Origin of the sequence: Solibacillus daqui, assembly GCF_028747805.1 — a bacterium.
Classification (GTDB): domain Bacteria; phylum Bacillota; class Bacilli; order Bacillales_A; family Planococcaceae; genus Solibacillus; species Solibacillus daqui.
Genome location: NZ_CP114887.1, coordinates 3,126,593 through 3,145,115 on the forward strand (window position 1 = coordinate 3,126,593; position 18,523 = coordinate 3,145,115).

Genomic DNA, 18,523 nt, shown 5'->3' on the forward strand with positions numbered 1-18,523 from the left:
CAATATATAGTTTGGATAGAAACAATCTACTTTTTAGATGAATGGAGTGGGATTTATGGAATTACGACAATTACGTTACTTTGTCGAGGTAGCAGAACGTGAACATATATCCGAAGCTGCTGAGTATTTACACGTTGCACAGTCTGCAATTAGCCGACAAATTGCCAATTTAGAAGAAGAGCTCGGAGCACCACTTTTTGAACGTGTCGGACGTAACGTCAAACTGACACCGATTGGTAAAACTTTTTTAGAGCACAGCATTACCGCCCTGAAGGCAATTGATTTTGCTGCCAAGCAAGTTGAAGAGTATTTAGACCCAGCAAAAGGGACAATTAAAGTTGGCTTTCCTACAAGTTTAGCTAGCTATGTTTTACCAACCATCATTTCTGCATTTAAGAAAGAGTACCCAGATATTTCATTCCATTTACGCCAAGGTTCCTATAAATATTTGATTGAAGCCGTAAAAAATCGCGAACTTAATTTAGCATTACTTGGTCCATTACCGCCAAAAGATGAGGCGATTAATACAACCGTTCTTTTTAGTGAAAGCATTCACGCTTTAATACCCGCGACACATCCATTAGCAAAACAAGACTCAATTCATTTAATTGATTTAAAAAATGACAACTTTGTATTGTTCCCAGAAGGATATATTTTACAAAAAGTTGCCGTTGACGCTTGTCGTTCAGCTGGCTTCGTTCCAAAGATTACATCTGAGGGTGAAGATATGGATGCATTGAAAGGTTTAGTTGCTGCAGGAATCGGTGTGACACTACTACCGGAAAGCTCACTTTACGATTCGACACCGCGTATGACGGTGAAGATGCCAATTGCAAGTCCTACAATCCGTAGAACGGTCGGCATCATCGCGCCAACAACACGGGACCTCGCTCCATCAGAACAAGTATTTGTGGATTTTGTATCTAAATTCTATTCACGTCTGTCGAGGTTTCAATAATGAAAAAAACCATTCTCCAGAACAAACTGGAAAATGGTTTTTTTAAATACAATTATTTTGTTACTTCCCGTCAACTGGAACTACTGAGCCGCCCCATTCTTCTACGATGAAGTCTTGAATTTCTTTAGAGTGTAATGCTTCAACTAATGCTTTAATTTCTTTTGAATCTTCGTCACCAGATTGAACAGCAATGATGTTCACGTATGGTGAATCACCAGACTCGATGGCGATTGCGTCTTCTAATGGGTTAATACCGTTGTCGATTGCGAAGTTTGAGTTAATTAATACCGCGTCACCTTCTTCGTTATCGTACATTTGGAATAACATTTCTGGAGCTGTATCATAATCAAATACTAAATTTTTTGGGTTTTCTACAACGTCTTTAAGCTCTGCTTTAGTTTTATCGATACCATCAGCTAACTTGATTAAACCTTGTGCTTCAAGTAATGAAAGCATACGGCCATGGTCAGCTACAGAGTTTGATAATAGAATTGTTGCGCCTTCAGGAAGCTCTTCTAAAGATGCATATTTTTTAGAGTAAATACCGATTGGCTCAATGTGAATACCACCAGCATTTGCGAAGTCATAGTTAAATTCTGCTTTTTGACCTTCAAAATACGGAATATGTTGGAAGTAGTTGGCATCTAAATCACCAGATTCTAAGTCTTGGTTTGGTAATACATAATCTTGATAAGGTTCGATTTGTAATTCGATACCTTGTTTTTCTAAAATTGGTTGAACTTGTTCTAAAATTGCGGCGTGAGGTGTGTTTGAAGCACCTACCACTAATGTTGTTGGCTCTGCTGTTGTATCGCTGCCTGTTGTTGATTTTTCGTCTGTCCCACATGCTGCTAGAGCAAGGATTGAAGCACCTAATGCTACTGAAGATAATAATTTTTTCATCATTTTTTCCTCTATTCTATATTTTTCTCACCTAAACTTTTCGAACATTTTTTATATTCTGGATATTCACTATACAGAGGCACCTCTTAATCATTTACGCCTCGGCGTAGATGCGTCCAGATTTTTTCGAGTTTGCTCGAAAAATTCCTCTAAAAATCTGTGACATCCGCCGGGGGCTTAACTTGAGTCATCAAGTTAAGAGATGCTTGTTCGATAAGTATTGGCTATATAATTACGGCGTAATTGCCACTAACTATCGTTTATCAATTTTTGTTGTAATGCTATCACCAATAATTTGAATAATAAATACAATGATTAAAATAATAATGGTCGCCATAAATGTAACGTCTGTACGATTACGAGAGAAACCATCAAGGAAGGCTAAGTTTCCAAGACCACCTGCACCGATAATACCAGCCATCGCTGTATACCCTACAAGTGCTACCGCTGTTACTGTAATCCCAGAAATAAGCGCCGGTAAGCTTTCTGGAATTAATACTTTCCAAATGATTGTTGACGTTTTCGCACCCATTGAACGAGCCGCTTCGATAACACCTTTATCAATTTCACGTAGCGCAATTAATACCATGCGCGCATAAAACGGTGCGGCCCCAATAATTAAAGCCGGTAATGCTGCATTAGCACCACGAATTGTTCCAAGTAAAAACTTCGTGAAAGGAATTAATAAAATGATTAGCACGATAAACGGTATCGAACGGAAAATATTAACGATAGATCCCGTTAAAAAGTGGACGATTTTATTAGCCCATAGTTGATTGTCGCTTGTTAAAAATAAAACAATCCCGATTAAAATACCCAATACGAATGTCACTGCCGTTGCGACTGTTGTCATATACAATGTTTCGTATGTGGCTTCGAGCATTTTGTCCCAATTCACATTTGGAAATAATTGATTAATCATGCTCAATCACCTCCATTTGTATTTCATGCTGTTTTAAAAATTGGAGTGCCTTTTGTATTTGCTGCTTGTCGCCATCAATGTGGACAAACAATGTACCAAGTGAACCGCCCGTTGTCGTTGAAATTTTGCCATGCACAATATTAATGACAACATCGAATTGCTTAATAATTTGGGAGATGACCGGTTGCTCTGTTGTAGCTCCAGCAAATGTCAATTTCACAATTTTTCCTGATGGATAGTTCGTTAAAATTTGCTCTAGCGATGCTTGTGTTTCTTGCGTTTCACCAGCAGCCTTCGATACGAAGTTTTTCGTAATCGGTGCTTGAGGAAGTTGGAACACTTGTAATACATCCCCTTGTTCTACAACTTTACCAGCTTCCATAACTGCGACACGGTTACAAATTTTACGGATAACGTGCATTTCGTGCGTAATCAGAACAATTGTTAGCCCGATTTGTTTGTTAATGTCTAGCAGTAATTGTAAAATCGAATCCGTTGTTTCTGGGTCTAGTGCAGAAGTTGCTTCATCACAAAGTAATACTTCTGGATTGTTTGCTAATGCGCGGGCAATGCCGACACGCTGCTTTTGACCACCCGATAATTGTGACGGATACGCTTTACCGCGCCCCTTTAAACCAACTAGTTCGATTAATTCCTCTACGCGCTGTGCACGCTTGGCATTCGGTACACCTGCAATTTCAAGTGGGAACGCAATGTTTTCCTCAACCGTACGTGACCAAAGTAAATTAAAGTGTTGGAAAATCATGCTGATCTTTTGGCGAGCTGAACGTAACTCATTACCTGACGCTTTCGCAATATCTTGTCCATTGACAATAACCGAGCCAGTTGTTGGCTTTTCTAAACCGTTTAATAAGCGAATCATCGTACTTTTACCGGCCCCACTATATCCAATAATTCCGAAAATTTCACCTTTATTAATCGACAAGTTTACATCATTGACGGCGGTTAGATCGCCGTTTTTTGTTTTATAAACTTTCGTTATGTTTTGTATATCAATCATCGCTTGAACTCCTTTAACTTGAAATAACCTGTTCGTTATGTTCAATAATCGCTTTTTTACTTATTCGCCTCTTAGAACAAACAAAAAACCTTTCTACCACGACAAGTAGAAAGGTTTCGCAAATTTATACGTTGAACCGTTCTCTCATCTTTCAAAGATAATCTTTGTGTGACTTGGCACCTTTGCAATAATTGCTGGTTGCCGGGCTTCATAGGGCACTTCCCTCCACCTCTCTTTATAAGAGTAACGCTATTAAGTTTGTTTTGTATGAATGTTACTTTATCATGCTAATAATTGTTCGTCAATTACTTTTTTAATATTTCATACAAAAATGGTACGGATTGAAAAGCATAAATTTTTTCCTGTAATTGTCCATTATTAGAAACAAGTAAGCAAGGAACACTTTCAATTTTCAGATCTTGTGCGAGGTTCTCTAAATAATTGATATTTGCCATTCCAATCGGTAAATCTGGTAGTAATTCCTCAATTACATTTAAAATTCTTTTGGCCACATCACATGTCCCACACATAGGGGTATAGATAAAAAGTGCACTTTTTTCATGTTGTTGTACACTTTGCTCCCATTGGCTTCTTGTCCATTGTTCCATCGTAATGTCATTCCTATCTTACTAAAAATTTTGCCTGTTGTAATAAATCGCGTAATATAACGGTTGGTGTTTTTTCAACTTCATTATACTGTTGCGGAATAATAAATTGTTGCGCTTCTGGATACACCCGATTCATGAGCTTTCGTAATTTTTCTCCATTTTTATCTGCGTCAAAAAATGTCACAATATCATCTTGCTCGTAAGCTTCTAATAAATCAATTAAATCGACTTCACTGATTGTGCCATTCGTACAAAGAATTGTCACATTCTCTGCTAAAATTGGCTCGATTCTCAACTTATCTGCACGTCCTTCTACTATGATACATTTTCCCATGAAAGCACCTCCCATAGTTTAATAACCAAAAAACGCCAAAACCTAAACATACTAGGTTTCGACGTTAAATATTATTGCTCGATTAATTCAGCGTATGCATCTGCATCCATTAATTCTTCAACTTCAGCTTCATTAGAAAGCTCAACTGTAATCATCCAAGCTGTACCGTATGGAGATTCGTTAACGAATTCTGGGTTATCTGATAATTCTTCATTTACTGCAACAACTGTACCTGACACTGGTGCGTAAAGTTCAGAAACTGTTTTTACTGATTCCACACTACCGAATGGTTGATCTTTAGCAATTTCGTCTCCTACTTCTGGTAGCTCAACGAATACGATGTCGCCTAATTCAGATTGTGCGAAGTCTGTAATACCGATTGTTGCTTTGTTTCCTTCAACTTTAATCCACTCGTGCTCTTTTGTATAACTTAATTCTTTTGGTGTGCTCATGAGAAAACCTCCAAGTAATATGTAGTATATTCAAGTTCATTTTGCCATATTTCGTTCGGAAATTCAATGATATTCAACGGTTATTTCCAAGTTTCCAAGAAGTCAGACTCCTTAAATCCTAATGTTAATTTTTTTCCATCTGTTACGAGTGGACGTTTAATTAACATGCCATCTGATGCTAATAGTGCTAATTGCTCGTCTTCAGACATTGTTGGTAATTTGTCTTTCAACTCTAACTCACGGTACTTCATGCCTGATGTGTTAAAAAATTTCTTTAAGGGAAGACCACTTGCTTCATAATATGCCTTTAACTGTTCTTTAGAAGGCGTTTGTTCAACGATGTGAATATTTTCATAGGCAATACCGTTTTCATCTAACCATTTTTGTGCTTTTTTACAGGTTGTACATTTTGGATAGTTAATAAATTGAATTGTCATTTTTCCGCTCCCTTAGTATAGTTCAATTTTTTCTATTGTAATCGAAATATAATAACAAATCGAGCGAAATCCGATTAATAGTAAGATTACTTTTATTCGAACTTGAAGCAAACCTACTCCTTAAAAATGGATTTTAGTCATTAAATGTGGTTGGTTTTTCTAATAAGCTTCTGTATAACTTTGGTGAGCTATCGCATGTCTGCGATAAAGCCATGTGATACGTTTAAGTGCTTAAAAGGCTATGCCAGTAAACACGAAGATAAAACAGAATTTTCTAAAAATGTAAAATGAGTCATTTTTTGAATCATACTTTAGTTTTTACAAAAATTTGAAAACAATTAACATTCTATTAACTATCCAACCTTAAACTAGACAAAACTAGAAAAGGCGGTAGGAAAATGAGTAAATACTTTACATCAAAAACAATGTTCGCTTTAGCGTTGGCTGGAACATTGATTGCGGCACCGAGCTTAACAACGGAAGCAGCTGTACAAAATTATCAATTATCAGTCGATGCTCATTATGATTCAGGCGTTCAAAATCCTGATGGTGGGACGACTGAAATTATTGCCTATAACAAACACAATCATTCGATGTATTTAATTAACGGTGATACAAAATTAGTAGAAAAAATCTCTCTGAATTATTCTTCAGCAAATGCAATGAACTTAGTACCCGATTTTTCTGTAGACATTGCTGAATTAATTAAAACTATCGATCCTGATTTCGTTTACGGGGGGCTACCGAGTATTGCCATTTCCCCTAATGAAAACGTTGTAGTTGCTGCAGTCCAATCCGATGATTATACAAAAGATGGTTATGCCGTATTTTTAACTGGTGAAGGAGAGCTATTAAGTATCGTAAAAATAGGGGTACAACCTGATAACATTACATTCTCACCAGATGGAAAAAAAGTATTAACTGCTAACGAAGGGGAACCTCGTAACGGTTATGGAAAAGGAATTGAAGACCCACAAGGTACCGTATCTGTAATTGATGTATCAAATGGTTTTACGGGTTTGACAACTAAAAATATTACATTTGAAGCATTTGATCGTGCTGAAAAACGTGCCGAGTTAGTAAAAGACCAAGTAATTATAAAGAAAGATGCCAAACCATCTGAAGATTTAGAGCCTGAATATGTAGTCGTAAGTGAAGATAGCAAATATGCTTACGTTTCACTCCAAGAAAACAATGCCATCGCAAAAATAGACTTAACAACAAACGAAGTAATTTCAGTAAATGGGTTAGGATTTAAAGACCATCAAGAAAAAGGAAATGAATTGGATCTACTTAAAAATAAGGACGTAAAACTTCAGAATGAGAATGTCTTTGGCATTTATATGCCAGATGGGATTTCAACGTATAGCGCGAACGGTAAAAATTATATTGTCACTGCGAATGAGGGAGACAGTCGTGAATGGGGAGAAGAAGACACACCTTCATTCCATTTAAATGAAAACGAAAAAGAAGTAGATGGCAACGAAATCGTATATTATGATACGACGCAATATGACGGCTTTGATGATGGAAAAGACTATATTTTTGGTGGACGCTCTTTCTCAATCATTGATGCCGATACAATGGAAATCGTATTTGATAGCGGAAGTGATTTTGAAAAAATAACGGCCGAGCTTTACCCTAAATACTTCAATACGACGAATGATGAAGTAAAGATTGATAACCGTAGCGGTAAAAAAGGGCCTGAGCCTGAAGATGTTAAAGTTGGTAAAATCGGTGACGAAGTATTCGCATTCATTGGTTTAGAGCGTATCGGTGGGATTATGATGTACAACATTACAGATCCAACAAAGGTTAAATTTGTCGACTATATGAATACGCGTGACTTTAGCGAAGCTATAAAAGGTGACGTTTCTCCAGAGGGATTAGCATTTGTGACGAGTGAAAAACCTCAATTATTAGTTGGGCATGAGGTTAGCGGAACTGTAACAGTGTTAGATATCCTGGCAAAAGATAAAAATCTAAAATTCAACGACATTGAAAATCATATTGCAAAAAATGAAATTATCGAAGTAACACAAGCCGGATTATTAACTGGGGTTAACGAAACGACATTCGCACCTAACAAACCATTCACAAAAACTCAAGCTGCAACTGTATTAAATCGATTAGCTGGAAATACAAATACGAATGGGATTGAATGGGCAATTGAAAACAATTTAATTCCAGGTGTAACGGATCAAATATTTGCTTCAAACAAAGAAATTACTCGAGAAGAATTTGCCTATGCAGTTTATAACTATCTTGTTTTATCTGGTGAAACATTCGAGGAGGTAACAGCAGAAAAATATAATGACGATGCCAAGCTTAGCACAGAGGCAAAACAAGCAATCTATGCACTTCAATCAAAGGGAATCATGATTGGCTCAGATAAAAACTTCAATCCAAACAAAACTTTAACTCGTGCACAAGCCGCAATCGTCTTCAGCCGAATGTTAAACTAATCGATTTTTTATCACTTTCGTAAAGTAGAAAAATAGCCTTCCATTTGAATTTTATCTATAGTAAAACGAGATGCGGCGTCCCACATCTCGTTTTTATTTGATTTTACCGATTAAACGACAAACTTTTCAGCTTCGATTAACTTCACTGAAGCTTGGCGTTTTTTCAGAATTAAGTTGTATGGGTTGTTACGTGTTAACTTACGTAGCGCTGAAAGGATCATACGTGCATTGTCACCTTCAACTGATGCGATTAATGTTTCTTTTGCTTCTTTTTCGATTTCTGCAAATGCTTCTTGGCAGAAAATTTGTGTGTAGAGAATTTTTTGTGCTGCTTTTTCTTCACCGTCACGTGCAATTGCTTTTTGCGTACGAATAACAGCTGATTCCATTGCGTATAGTTGATTTGCAATGTTAGCGATGTTTACAAGAACTTCTTGCTCTGCATCTAATTTTGCTCCGAAGCGCTGAGCTGCTGCACCTGCTGCAAGTACCGCAATTTTTTTCGCGTTTTTCACTAAATATTTTTCTTGCTCTAATGCTTCATTGCCGATTTCTTCAGGCATTAACATTAATAGCTCGTTTTGTAGCTCTTGTGCTACTTGTAATAACGGTAACTCACCTTTTAATGCTTTTTTCATGAATGTACCTGGCACGATCATACGGTTGATTTCGTTTGTACCTTCGAAAATACGGTTGATACGAGAGTCGCGGTAAATGCGCTCTACTTCGTACTCTGCCATGAAGCCGTAGCCACCGTGTAATTGCACTGCCTCGTCTGCTACATAATCTAATGTTTCAGAGCCGAATACTTTTGCGATTGAACATTCGATTGCATATTCTGCGATAGCACCTGCGATTGCTTTACCGTCTTTTTGCTCTGCTTCAGATAACTGACTTAAACGGTCCTCGAAGTAACCAACTGTGCGATAGTTTAATGACTCAGACGCATAAATTTGAGATGCCATCGTTGCGAGTTTTTCTTTCGTTAAGTTGAAATCTGATAATTTTGTTTTGAATTGTTGACGTTGGTTTGTGTACGCTACTGCAAGTTCAAATGCACGTTTTGAAGCTCCTACTGTACCTACTCCTAATTTATAACGTCCGATATTTAAGATGTTGAATGCGATTACGTGACCACGACCGATTTCACCTAATACGTTTTCTACTGGCACCACAGCATCTTCTAAAATTAATGTACGTGTAGAAGATGATTTAATACCCATTTTCTTCTCTTCTGGACCAACAGAAACCCCTTGGTATGTGCGTTCTACGATAAAAGCAGTAAATTTATCGCCATCGATTTTTGCGTATACTACAAATACGTCTGCAAAGCCTGCATTTGTAATCCATTGTTTTTCACCATTTAAAATGTAGTGAGTGCCTGCTTCATTTAACTTTGCCGTCGTTTTCGCACCTAATGCGTCTGAGCCTGAACCTGGCTCTGTTAACGCGTAAGCAGCGATTAACTCACCTGATGCCAACTTCGGTAAGTATTGTGTTTTTTGCTCATGGTTACCGAATAATACGATTGGTAAAGAACCAATACCAACATGTGCACCGTGCGTAATAGAGAAACCACCCGCTGGCGACATTTTTTCACCAATTAATGCTGAAGAAATTTTGTCTAAGCCTAAACCTTCGTACTCTTCAGGTATATCAGCAGCTAATAAACCTAAATCTCCTGCCTTTTTTAATAAACGTACAGAGTGCTCAAACTCGTGATGCTCCAAGTTTTCAATTACTGGCACAATTTCATTTTGCACATACTCTTGTGTTGTTTGTGCAATCATTTTTTGCTCGTCAGTGAAGTCCTCTGGTGTAATTACACGCTCGATTTCTACGTCTTCGATTAAGAAGCCGCCACCTTTAATAATGTTTGTTGTTTGTTCCATTATGAATTCCTCCTTATTTCCCACTGTGAAATTTTTTTCCGTTCCATATTCCACTTACAGTACTTCAAATACGCCCGCTGCGCCCATACCTCCGCCGATACACATTGTTACGACACCGTATTTACCACCGCGGCGTTTTAGTTCGTTAATTAGCTTGATTGAAAGTATAGCACCTGTAGCCCCTAGTGGATGCCCAAGAGCAATCGCGCCACCGTTTACGTTTACTTTATCAATATCGATGCCTAGCTCACGCACAACTTGAATTGACTGTGAGGCGAATGCTTCGTTAATTTCCCATAAATCAACCTGATCTTGTGTAATACCCGCGATTTCTAACGCTTTTGGTACTGCTACAATTGGACCAATTCCCATTACTTCCGGTGGCACCCCTCCAACCGCAAAACCTAAGAATTTCGCAAGCGGCTTCATGCCTTGCTTTTCTGCTTCTTCACGGTCCATGACAAGTACTGCTGCCGCGCCGTCAGATGTTTGCGAAGCATTACCAGCTGTTACCGAACCTTTGACGTTGAAAGCTGGGCGTAACTTAGCTAAGCCTTCAATTGATGTTCCTGGACGAACGCCCTCATCTGTATCGAAAACGATTTTCTTTTCTTTTAATTGATTATTTTCATCAACAAAGTATTCAACAACTTCTACTGGTACGATTTCATCTCTGAATTTACCTTCTTTTATTGCCTTTTCGGCTAACTCATGAGAGCGTACCGCGAAAGCATCTTGATCTGCACGACTAACGTTATAACGATTTGCTACTTCTTCTGCTGTGTGGCCCATGCCAATATAATACTGTGGTGCTTCTTCAGCTAATTTCGGATTTAAACGCACTGTGTTACCTGTCATTGGAATCATACTCATTGATTCTGTACCACCTGCAACGATCGCTTTTGCGTGGCCAAGCATAATGCGCTCTGCTGCGTAAGCAATTGTTTGTAAGCCCGATGAACAGAAGCGGTTTACTGTTAGTGCTGGTGTTGTATCTGGAAGGCCAGCTAGCGCACCAACTAAGCGTGCTACATTCATACCTTGCTCTGCTTCTGGCATCGCACATCCCATAATTAAATCATCAACCGGACCTTCATAACCCGCACGTTTTAACGTTTCTTTTACTACTACTGCACCAAAATCATCTGGACGAGTGTTCGCAAGTGTTCCTTTTTTTGCTCGACCGATTGGTGTTCGTGCACCTGCAACGATAACGGCTTCACGCATAATGATGTTTCCCCCTTGTAATGGGCTAGCAAGGATTCACTTGCTAGCAAAGTATTTTCATGAACGTTCAATTAGTTACGTAACGGCTTTCCTTTTACTAACATGTGCTGCATACGCATTTGTGATTTTTGGTCTGCTACTAGCTCTAGGAACGCTTGCTTTTCTAAGTTTAATAGGTAATCTTCAGACACTTCTGTTCCGTATGGTACTTTACCGCCCGCGATTACGTATGCAAGCTTTTTCGCGATTTTTAAGTCGTGCTCTGTAATGTAGCCTGAATCGAACATGCCTTGTGCCCCTAATAATAATGTCGCATAGCCCGGTGCACCCACTACTTTTACAGTGCTTTTCACTGGTGGTGTGTAGCCTGCATCTGCAAGTGCTAATGCTGCTTGTTTTGCGTCATAAATTAAGTGATCCGGATTCACTGAAATTCCGTCTGCGAAGTTTAAGAAGTTATTTTCACGTGCCTCTTCACCAGATGTTGAAACTTTCGCCAGCGCAATTGTTTCAAATACTTTATTGGCAATATTTTGATAGTCTACTTCTACACCATTTGGTAAGCCTTTAATGAATTTTTCATAAAGTCCAATATTACCGCCACCACCTGGGATTAAACCTACACCAACTTCAACCAGCCCCATATACGTTTCAGCAGATGCTTGAATATGTGTAGCCGGTAAACATACTTCCGCTCCACCACCTAAGGCCATTTGGAAAGGTGCTGCAACTACTGGTTTTGTCGAATATTTAATACGACGCATTGCTTGCTGGAATGACTTAATCACGAAATCAAGCTCGAAAATATTATCGTCTTGTGCTTCCATTAAAATCATTGCAAGATTGGCTCCTACACAGAAATTTTTGCCTTGGTTTCCGATGACAAGCCCTTTGAAGTTTTTCTCAACTTCATCAATCGCAAAGTTAATCATTTGTACGATATCTAAGCCAATTGCATTTGATTTTGAGTGAAATTCAAGTAAGGCAATACCGTCACCTAAGTCGATTAAACTTGCACCTGAATTTGACTTGATGACACCATGCTTTTTCTTATAGCGTTTTAAGTCGATTGCTTTTTCGTTTACTGGTACTTTTACGTATTCAGTACCGTTATAGTAAGCTAAATCGCCGTCGATTTCTGAATAGAATGTTGTGAAGCCTTTATCAAGTAACCCTGTAACAAATGCTGGAATCTCACTACCTTCTTCTTTCATTTTTTCGACTGATTTTTCTACGCCTATTGCATCCCACATCTCGAATGGACCTTGTGCCCAGCCGAAGCCCCATTTCATTGCGTTATCAATTGCTACGATGTCGTCTGCAATTTCACCTGTAAGCTGTGCTGAATAAAGTAATGTTGGTGCGAATGAGTTCCATAATAATTCGCCTACACGGTCATTTGCGTAAATTAACGTTTTTAATTTGCCGCCTGGACCTTTTGCTTGCTTCGCCATTTCAAGTGATGGTGCAACGAGCTTTTTCGTTGGCTCATATTCAAATGTTGATAAATTTAGCTCCAAAATAGTTTTGCCCTCTTTTTTGAAGAAACCTTGACCTGACTTTGCACCTAACCAACCGTTTGTAATCATTTTGTTTAAGATTAGTGACTCTTCAAATACTTGCTGTTCCGCGCCAGTTGTGTGGTCATATACGTTTTTCGCAACGTGAGCGAATGTATCAAGACCGACAACATCTAGCGTACGGAATGTTGCCGATTTTGGACGGCCAATAATTGGACCTGTTACCGAATCTACCTCGCCCACTGAGTAGTTACGTGCAATCATTTCATTCATTGTGACGATTAAACCGTAAGTACCGATACGGTTAGCGATAAAGTTTGGTGTGTCTTTAGCAATTACGACCCCTTTACCAAGTACGTCTTCTCCAAATGCTTGCATGAACGACACTACTTCTGGCTTTGTCGTTTTTGATGGAATGACTTCTAGTAGTTTTAAATAGCGTGGCGGGTTGAAGAAATGTGTGCCAAGAAAATGTGCTTGGAAATCCTCTGAACGCCCTTCCGCCATCGCGTTTATGCTTACCCCTGATGTATTTGATGAAATGATTGTGCCTTGTTTACGAACTGCATCAATCTTTTCGAATAACCCTTTTTTAATGTCTAATTTTTCTACGATAACTTCGATAATCCAATCGACATCTTTTAATTTATCTAAATCATCGTCAAAGTTACCTGGTGTAATTAAGGCTAGATTTTTTTTCGTAGAAAGTGGCGCTGGCTTTTGCTTTAGTAATTTTTGCATAGCCGAATTAACGAAACGATTTTTTACTGCTTTCGAATCAAGCGTTAAACCCTTAGCCTCTTCTTCTTTCGTAAGCCCGTTTGGCGCGATATCTAATAATAATGTAGGAATACCGATGTTTGCTAAATGTGCTGCAATACCTGAACCCATAACCCCTGAACCTAAAACCGCTACTTTTTGAATGTTGTAAGACACGAGCACTTCCCCCTTCTCCCTTGAATGAACAGTCATTCATTTTGAAATGAAAAAAAAACTTCAAACAGCTTTTCTGTTCTTAGTGTAGATTATTTTGACAATTTGCGCAATAATTTTCTTGAAATTTTTAGAAAAATCTATTTCGCTCAAAATAGATTCGAATAATATTTTTCTATTTAAAATATCGTCGAATTGCAATTTACGATTAAACCAATAATTTGAAAAATTACAGTTCTATTTTTATTCATTGTTAAAGTTTAATTACTTTTCGTAATCGTCTTATTTCGTGTACAATGAGCTTAAAGGAGCGTGAAACAAATGCAAGAAATTACAACAATTGAACAATTCACAGAACTAACAGGGACAGACAAAGCCATCATCATTAAGTTCTTCGCTGGCTGGTGCCCAGACTGTACGCGTATGGATATGTTTATCGATCCAATTATTGAAGAATACAACCAATATGACTGGTACTCAATTAACCGTGATAACTTCCCAGATTTAGCTGAGAAATATCAAGTCATGGGGATTCCATCATTATTAATCTTCAAAAACGGTGAAAAATTAGCTCACTTACATAGCGCTAATGCAAAGTCACCTGCACAAGTTGAAGAGTTCTTAAACGCACAAGCGTAATTTGAAACGGACGAAGCATCTATTGGCTTCGTTCGTTTTTACTTCCTAATAGTATTTGTGTTCATTCAAATTCCATATTACAATGGTCTACATGCAAATTTGTAAGATGAAAGGAACAACAATGACTTCAGATCAACGAAAAAAATTAGCGCTTCTTATGCTCAATATGTTTATTGCAGTAGGAAGCTTTGGGATAATTATTCCGATTATCCCTGCCTATTTAAAAGAACTTGGCCAAGGTGGGACGGCTGCAGGGCTAATTATTGCGATTTTTGCATTCGCTCAGTTTTTAGTATCACCTATTGGTGGGAAATGGACCGACAAATATGGTCGCCGCCCGCTCATTAATATCGGACTTTTAACATTAGCAATCTCGATGTTTATCTTTTATTTTGCTGATTCAGTTGCGTTACTGTATGTATCACGCGCGATTGGTGGGATTGGCTGTGCGTTTTTAATTCCGGCAATTTATGCATATGTAGCCGATATTACAACAATGGACCAGCGTGCAAAGGGAAATAGCTTTATTTCTGCTGCGATGTCTTTGGGTATTGTGATTGGTCCAGGGATCGGTGGTTTTTTAGCTGATTATGGACTGAAAACTCCTTTATTAGTTTCGGCAATTGTAGGACTTTTAGCGTTTGTCGTCTCTTTCTTTACATTAAAGGAAAGCCAATTAGAAAAAGTGGATATCGTGGCGCAACCAGATTCATCTATGGTAAAAGACATTCTTTTGTCTGTGAAAAAACCATTCTTTATTCCATTGATTATTACATTAATTATGAGCTTCGGGTTAATGGCTTATGAAACCGTGCTCGGACTATATGTGGATGACCAATTTGGTGCAACACCTCAGGAAATTGCGTTTATGGTGACGGCTACTGGCTTAGTAGGTGTCATTATGCAGCTGTTTGTTGTCGATTGGATTGTCAAAGTAATGGGCGAATTAAATGTCTTGAAACTATTTTTAATCGTCACAGCAATTGGCTTCTCACTATCGATTATCGCCAATAGCTACAATTTATTTTTTGCGATTTCATTATTAATCTTCTTAGCAACGTCCATTTTACGTCCGGTTTTAACAACTTTGATTTCAAAATTAGCGGGCAATGAACAAGGCTTTGCGATGGGCATGAACAATGCATATATGAGTATTGGTAACATTTTAGGTCCACTGCTTGCAGGTGCATTATATGATATTCAAATTTTGTATCCATTTATTGCAGGGCTTATAATCTTAATAGGAACGATTATTTTCACGTTTATGTGGAAAAAGGTACAAACACCTACAGTTTCTTAAACATGCTTGAATAGCAAATTGTAAATAAACGAAACCTACCCCGAATTTCGAGGTAGGTTTCGTTTTTATTTGGAGTTGTCGATTTCGGGTATATCCTCAAAAGCAATAGGTATTGTATATTCAATGCCTTTTTCATCCTGCAAAATGCGCGGTGCGGTGCGTGTTAGTGTCCAGCTAAAACCGTCGTCTCCTGTAATGAAATATTGATTGCCCTTTGTTTCGACTTGGATATTTGTGTACGTTTTTTCAACTAATTCGCTTGTAGCCGTTTTACCTCTGTAATAAATCGTATCCTCATTAAAGATATAAATTAGTTGATCATTATAGCGATTCATTAAAAACATATCTTTAAAATGCTCTGGCTTTGCTTCTAGCATATCTCGCAATCTTAAATCCTCATAGAGATTCATCGACTTTAGTTCGAAATACTGAGATGTTTGCCGCAAATCCTCTGTATATTTCACGAGTAATACCGTACCATAGCTTTCCGTACTATAAAATTCAAGTGGCTGTACAAATTCAGCATTCGCAAAAATATTAGCATAAATAAGCTCACCATTTTGAATCGTCATTATTTTTGGCTGTGTACCACCCGTTACTACAAACGGTGCGTCATGGAAATCAGTTTGATATAGCGTGTTGCTTTGCTCACCAAGATCACCTGTTATCATTTGATAATTACCTTGCTGATTCAAGTAAATATATGTCAGCTGATTCGTTAAGCTATCTATGATAAAAAATTGATTGCTTTCTCCCGAATTAAAATAAGAAATCCCTTCACTAGCAATCCCTAAATCAAAGCGCTCACCAGAAAACGATTCAAAAACTCGTTGCATGCCTGCTTTTGTTTCAATTTGATATAAGGTGTTGCCATTGATTGTTTGTTGTTCGGCCTTTTCAAGCTTCCTCGGTGTAGTTTTCATAGGTGTCGCAATAGGTGCATCTTGATATGTTAGGGAGATTGATTTTGGGAGCACAATTTCTTCCTCGTAATATAGAAATGCATAAGCATCATTTATAATGAATTTTTGGCTTTCCTTATCTAATACGAGCTTTTCTAAATACGAAGACGTAGTATCTTGTAATTTATCTTGTAATTTTATATAAAGTATTAACTCTTTTTCGTCATCAATTGTTTTGATCACTTCTATGTGATTTGTTAAGTCAAACCCCTTATAACGATTGATGACTTCTTCGTTGCTCATTGTTGCCACTTTTGCCAGCGCTTTTTCATCCTTCATAGCAATGGCAGTATAATAGTTTTCTACTAGCTTGGCTTGTGCATCAGTTAAACTAAACTCTTTAATTTCTATTGCAGAATGCTCTATTTGTGAAGGACTAAAATAAAGTACCGTACCAATCACTAGCATCATTACTACTACAAGTGCTGGTTGTAAAAAAGGAATTGTTTTTTTCGAACGTTTTTTATCGTTCAGTACTTTTTGTACAAAGTTCTCGTTCATCATCGGTCCGTTACTAATTGCTTCATCAATGGCCTGTTTCATTTGAGATTTCGTCATCCCACGCACCTCCTTCTAGCGTTTGCTTTAGTTTTTCTCGTCCGCGCCTTAGCCTCGTTTTCACCGTATTGTCTGAACACGATAACATCTCGGCAATTTCATCGATTTTAAGTTCTTTGTAATAATATAAGACGATGATTTCACGATATTTAAGCGGTAAACCGAGTACCGCCTCACCTAATACCCGGTTTTCTGTTAAAACAAGTACTTCCTGCTCCGCTGATTTCGTGCCTTTAAAAATTTGTTGGATTTTTTCAGTGAGAATGGTATTTTTATGGCTCCAACTGCGTAAATAATCATAGCTACGGTTTATTGTCATGCGATATAAATACGTACGGTAACTTGCTTCCCCACGAAATTGTCCCTGCTGCTCAAAAGCTTTTAGTAAGACGTCTTGTACAATATCCTCAGCTGTTTCTTTATTTTTCACATATGTATAAGCAAGGCGTAATAATTCCTCACCATGCGCTCGGATCAACTGCTCTAGCTGCATTTTGTCACCACCTTACAAAAGAATTTACCGTTAGACGGCACACTACTTGAAATAGTTTCAAAAGGGCCAAATATATTTTATTTAGGTATATTATTACTTTATAAAAACTGGGAGGTTGTAGCATGAAAATCCTACTAAATATCACAGGAAAATCACAATATAGTGCAGATATTCGAACTGAATTCCAAAACTCTGCATGCGGACCAACTACAGCACACGTGATTTTAAATTATTTATGTCAAAATGACGAAAAGGTGCTACCACATGATATTAATGAATTGTATAAACTACTTGGCGGTACAAAAATCGGATTATTTAAGTGGCGTCTAATCCGCAATTTGCGCAAGCTGCTTGGTGATGATTGGTGTGTAGAGGAGTGTACAATAACGCAAGCAATTGAGCAGTTACGTGAAGGCAATCCTGTAGCGATGCGCTTTGATGTTTATTTTTCGTGGAAGTTTTTACCAAAAAATAAGCCACTTTATAAATACCATTGGGTACCACTCATTGGCTACGAAATTAAAAATGGTGAATTGTTCTTATCAATCCATGATAATGGTGGTCGCAATCGCGATAGCCAAGTGCGCTCCTTTAAATATGATGATAATCGTAAAGTATTAAACTTTGTTAAAATTGAACCTATAAAGCGTTAGCCCGAGCTAGCGCTTTTTATATTTTCCAAAATAAATATTATTCCCTCCGATTAAATATAATCCCACTGATTGAAATTTCACTTTATAAGAAATATAGTATCTGATACTAATATCCTTAAAATTGTATAACCACTCTATTTTTGGCAATACTTTGTACTAGGAAGAGAGTGCTTATCTTAAGTTAAGGTAAGTACATGTTCTTTTCCACCTAATAATCATTCAATAGAGAAAAAGTGCGAGGAATTT

Annotated in this window: 17 protein-coding genes and 1 riboswitch; of the genes, 5 read left to right on the forward strand and 12 right to left on the reverse strand. The window is 37.8% G+C overall.

The window, feature by feature from the left end; all coding sequences use genetic code 11:
- The first annotated feature begins 55 nt into the window (after positions 1-55).
- Complete coding sequence (gltC, locus tag O7776_RS15445) at positions 56-958, forward strand: glutamate biosynthesis transcriptional regulator GltC (RefSeq protein WP_274307855.1); 903 nt, start codon at positions 56-58, stop codon at positions 956-958.
- A 60-nt stretch (positions 959-1,018) separates the two neighbouring features.
- Here gltC and O7776_RS15450 read toward each other — a convergent pair whose 3' ends face one another.
- From O7776_RS15450 to O7776_RS15480, 7 genes are all read right to left on the reverse strand, one after another.
- Complete coding sequence (locus tag O7776_RS15450) at positions 1,019-1,861, reverse strand: MetQ/NlpA family ABC transporter substrate-binding protein (protein ID WP_274307856.1); 843 nt, start codon at positions 1,859-1,861, stop codon at positions 1,019-1,021.
- Between the two features lie 253 nt (positions 1,862-2,114).
- Positions 2,115-2,783, reverse strand: a complete 669-nt coding sequence (locus tag O7776_RS15455; protein ID WP_274307857.1) for a methionine ABC transporter permease — start codon at positions 2,781-2,783, stop codon at positions 2,115-2,117.
- The gene (locus O7776_RS15460) at positions 2,776-3,804 is read right to left on the reverse strand and encodes a methionine ABC transporter ATP-binding protein (RefSeq protein WP_274307858.1); all 1,029 of its coding nucleotides are present in this window, start codon (positions 3,802-3,804) and stop codon (positions 2,776-2,778) included. Before O7776_RS15460 ends, O7776_RS15455 begins: the two co-directional genes overlap by 8 nt.
- Before the next feature lie 141 nt (positions 3,805-3,945).
- Positions 3,946-4,048, reverse strand: a riboswitch (SAM riboswitch).
- 61 nt (positions 4,049-4,109) lie between these two features.
- Positions 4,110-4,412, reverse strand: a complete 303-nt coding sequence (locus O7776_RS15465) for a thioredoxin family protein (RefSeq protein WP_274307859.1) — start codon at positions 4,410-4,412, stop codon at positions 4,110-4,112.
- A 13-nt stretch (positions 4,413-4,425) separates the two neighbouring features.
- The gene (locus O7776_RS15470) at positions 4,426-4,746 is read right to left on the reverse strand and encodes a toprim domain-containing protein (RefSeq protein ID WP_274307860.1); all 321 of its coding nucleotides are present in this window, start codon (positions 4,744-4,746) and stop codon (positions 4,426-4,428) included.
- 71 nt (positions 4,747-4,817) lie between these two features.
- The gene (gene gcvH / locus O7776_RS15475) at positions 4,818-5,198 is read right to left on the reverse strand and encodes a glycine cleavage system protein GcvH (RefSeq protein ID WP_241370160.1); all 381 of its coding nucleotides are present in this window, start codon (positions 5,196-5,198) and stop codon (positions 4,818-4,820) included.
- Positions 5,199-5,278: 80 nt separating this feature from the next.
- Positions 5,279-5,635 carry an arsenate reductase family protein gene (locus O7776_RS15480; protein ID WP_274307861.1) on the reverse strand — a complete coding sequence of 119 codons (357 nt, stop codon included), beginning with the start codon at positions 5,633-5,635 and terminating at the stop codon, positions 5,279-5,281.
- 398 nt (positions 5,636-6,033) lie between these two features.
- On the opposite strand from O7776_RS15480, the gene O7776_RS15485 reads away from it, so the two are divergent.
- On the forward strand, positions 6,034-8,100 hold the full coding sequence (locus tag O7776_RS15485; RefSeq protein ID WP_274307862.1) for a choice-of-anchor I family protein: 2,067 nt from the start codon (positions 6,034-6,036) through the stop codon (positions 8,098-8,100).
- A 110-nt stretch (positions 8,101-8,210) separates the two neighbouring features.
- Here O7776_RS15485 and O7776_RS15490 read toward each other — a convergent pair whose 3' ends face one another.
- From O7776_RS15490 to O7776_RS15500, 3 genes are all read right to left on the reverse strand, one after another.
- Entirely contained in the window at positions 8,211-9,992 is a 1,782-nt protein-coding gene (locus O7776_RS15490; protein ID WP_274307863.1) for an acyl-CoA dehydrogenase FadE, read from the reverse strand.
- 54 nt (positions 9,993-10,046) lie between these two features.
- Positions 10,047-11,219 (reverse strand): acetyl-CoA C-acetyltransferase, encoded by a 1,173-nt coding sequence (locus tag O7776_RS15495; RefSeq protein ID WP_274307864.1) that lies wholly within the window; start codon positions 11,217-11,219, stop codon positions 10,047-10,049.
- 71 nt (positions 11,220-11,290) lie between these two features.
- Complete coding sequence (locus O7776_RS15500; RefSeq protein WP_274307865.1) at positions 11,291-13,675, reverse strand: 3-hydroxyacyl-CoA dehydrogenase/enoyl-CoA hydratase family protein; 2,385 nt, start codon at positions 13,673-13,675, stop codon at positions 11,291-11,293.
- Between the two features lie 318 nt (positions 13,676-13,993).
- Between O7776_RS15500 and O7776_RS15505 the strand changes: the two genes are divergently transcribed.
- Both O7776_RS15505 and O7776_RS15510 read left to right on the forward strand, forming a co-directional pair.
- Positions 13,994-14,311 carry a thioredoxin family protein gene (locus O7776_RS15505; protein ID WP_274307866.1) on the forward strand — a complete coding sequence of 106 codons (318 nt, stop codon included), beginning with the start codon at positions 13,994-13,996 and terminating at the stop codon, positions 14,309-14,311.
- Positions 14,312-14,432: 121 nt separating this feature from the next.
- Entirely contained in the window at positions 14,433-15,611 is a 1,179-nt protein-coding gene (locus O7776_RS15510) for an MFS transporter (protein WP_274307867.1), read from the forward strand.
- A gap of 65 nt (positions 15,612-15,676) precedes the next feature.
- Here the strand turns inward: O7776_RS15510 and O7776_RS15515 are convergent, their stop codons facing one another.
- Both O7776_RS15515 and O7776_RS15520 read right to left on the reverse strand, forming a co-directional pair.
- Positions 15,677-17,131, reverse strand: coding sequence for a hypothetical protein (locus tag O7776_RS15515; protein ID WP_274307868.1), 1,455 nt, complete (start codon positions 17,129-17,131; stop codon positions 15,677-15,679).
- Positions 17,100-17,624, reverse strand: a complete 525-nt coding sequence (locus tag O7776_RS15520; protein WP_274307869.1) for a sigma-70 family RNA polymerase sigma factor — start codon at positions 17,622-17,624, stop codon at positions 17,100-17,102. The genes O7776_RS15515 and O7776_RS15520 overlap by 32 nt, the downstream gene beginning before the upstream one ends.
- 122 nt (positions 17,625-17,746) lie before the next feature.
- Between O7776_RS15520 and O7776_RS15525 the strand changes: the two genes are divergently transcribed.
- Positions 17,747-18,277, forward strand: a complete 531-nt coding sequence (locus O7776_RS15525) for a cysteine peptidase family C39 domain-containing protein (protein ID WP_274307870.1) — start codon at positions 17,747-17,749, stop codon at positions 18,275-18,277.
- Positions 18,278-18,523 lie beyond the last annotated feature (246 nt).